The sequence below is a fragment of the Plectonema cf. radiosum LEGE 06105 genome (assembly GCF_015207665.1).
GTDB lineage: Bacteria > Cyanobacteriota > Cyanobacteriia > Cyanobacteriales > Nostocaceae > Rivularia > Rivularia radiosa_A.
Genome location: NZ_JADEWL010000302.1, coordinates 1 through 1,636 on the forward strand (window position 1 = coordinate 1; position 1,636 = coordinate 1,636).

At 40.6% G+C, this 1,636-nt stretch carries 1 protein-coding gene; it reads left to right on the plus strand.

The genetic code is table 11. The annotated features are described in order from the left end of the window. Positions 1–166: 166 nt before the first annotated feature. Positions 167–1,603, plus strand: coding sequence for a TldD/PmbA family protein (locus tag IQ247_RS32100; RefSeq protein WP_193926230.1), 1,437 nt, complete (start codon positions 167–169; stop codon positions 1,601–1,603). The last annotated feature ends 33 nt before the right edge of the window (positions 1,604–1,636 follow it).

Consider the following 1,636-nt stretch of genomic DNA (forward strand, 5'->3'; position numbering starts at 1 on the left):
GGGGAGATGGGGAGAATAAAATTATTAATTCCCAATTACCAATTACCCATTACCAAATTACTATTTTTTTTAAAAAAAGAAAAAACTTAACAAATCATAGCTGCAAAATCTGACGTTTTGTAGTAAATAATATAGTCTCCCCTTCCTCACACTAAATTTTTACTGTATGTGGTCTGAACTTAAAAAAGCAATTAATAATATTGATGTTTCTGCTGACTGGATTGGTATCAGGGCGGTAACAGAAATATCTTCAAATCGTTTTATTCGGGATGGTTTACCTCAAAGCAATGGCAAGTCTTCTACTCTGGGAGCAATGGTGGAAGTCCTAGTAAATGGCTGTTTGGGCTATGGTGCTACTAATTCTTTAGATTTTTATTCTTTGCAAGCGGCTGCGACAGCAGCGTATAAACAAGCACTTGCTGCTAGCGAATGGTGGATATATCCATTTCAAAAGGCAAGCGAACGTCCCAAAGTTGTAGGTGAATATATTTCGCCTTCGGTTGGTGCTTTGGATGCTTTAAGTCCGGGTGAAATTAATGATTTGTTGGTGCGTATCTGCAACACGTTAAAAGTTGATGACAAAATTGTTCAGACTACAGCTAGTGCTAGTACTACCGAAAAGAATACTTGGTTTATCAGTAGTAACGGTTCGGAAATTTATCAAAAGTTCTTGTTATTTAGCACTCATTTCGGAGCTACTGCACAAGATGGTCTAATTGTCCAGCAACGGACGAATAATGGTTGGTCGGCGCATTGCTATCAAGGACTTTTGGAATTTAAGGAAGAGGATTTGTGGTATCGTGTGCGAGAAGTTGGGGAGCAAGCTGTGGAGTTGTTAACAGCAGAAGAATGCCCGAATACCCGCACTAATTTGGTATTAGCACCGGATCAGATGATGCTACAAATTCATGAAAGTGTAGGGCATCCTTTAGAAATTGACCGGATTTTAGGTGATGAGCGAAACTACGCTGGTGGTAGTTTTGTCAAGACGGATGATTTTGGCAATTTGAAATACGGTTCTAATGTAATGAATATTACCTTTGACCCTACAGTCAAAGGTGAATTTGCTAGCTATGGTTTTGATGATACAGGCGCGATCGCAACGCGAGAATATGTAGTTAAAGAAGGTGTGTTACAACGGGGGTTGGGAAGTCTGGAAAGTCAAGCTAGAAGTAGAGTTAGCGGTGTTGCTTGCGCTCGTGCTTGTTCTTGGAATAGGCCACCAATTGACCGCATGGCAAACTTGAATTTAGAACCAGGTTCAGCCAGCTTTGAAGAAATCATCGGTGGTATAAAAAACGGCGTTTACATGGAATCGAATCGTTCTTGGTCAATAGATGACCGTCGATATAAATTTCAATTTGGTTGCGAATACGGTAAATTAATTGAAGATGGTAAGCTCACAAAAACCCTGCGTAATCCTAATTACCGAGCTACTACCCCAGAATTTTGGCACAGTTTAATCAAAGTAGGGAATAAATCCACTTGGAAAATGTACGGTACTGCTTATTGCGGTAAAGGAGAACCAAACCAAGCAATTTCCGTAGGACATGGTTCCCCGGTTTGCTTATTTACCAATGTTGAAGTTTTCGGTGGAGGATGAGGAAGGGTTCGGGGGTGATAGGGAGATGGGGAG

Excerpts from the sequence above, each read along its gene's own strand:
- IQ247_RS32100 (WP_193926230.1), top strand. The coding sequence starts at position 167 with ATGTGGTCTGAACTTAAAAAAGCAATTAATAATATTGATGTTTCTGCT.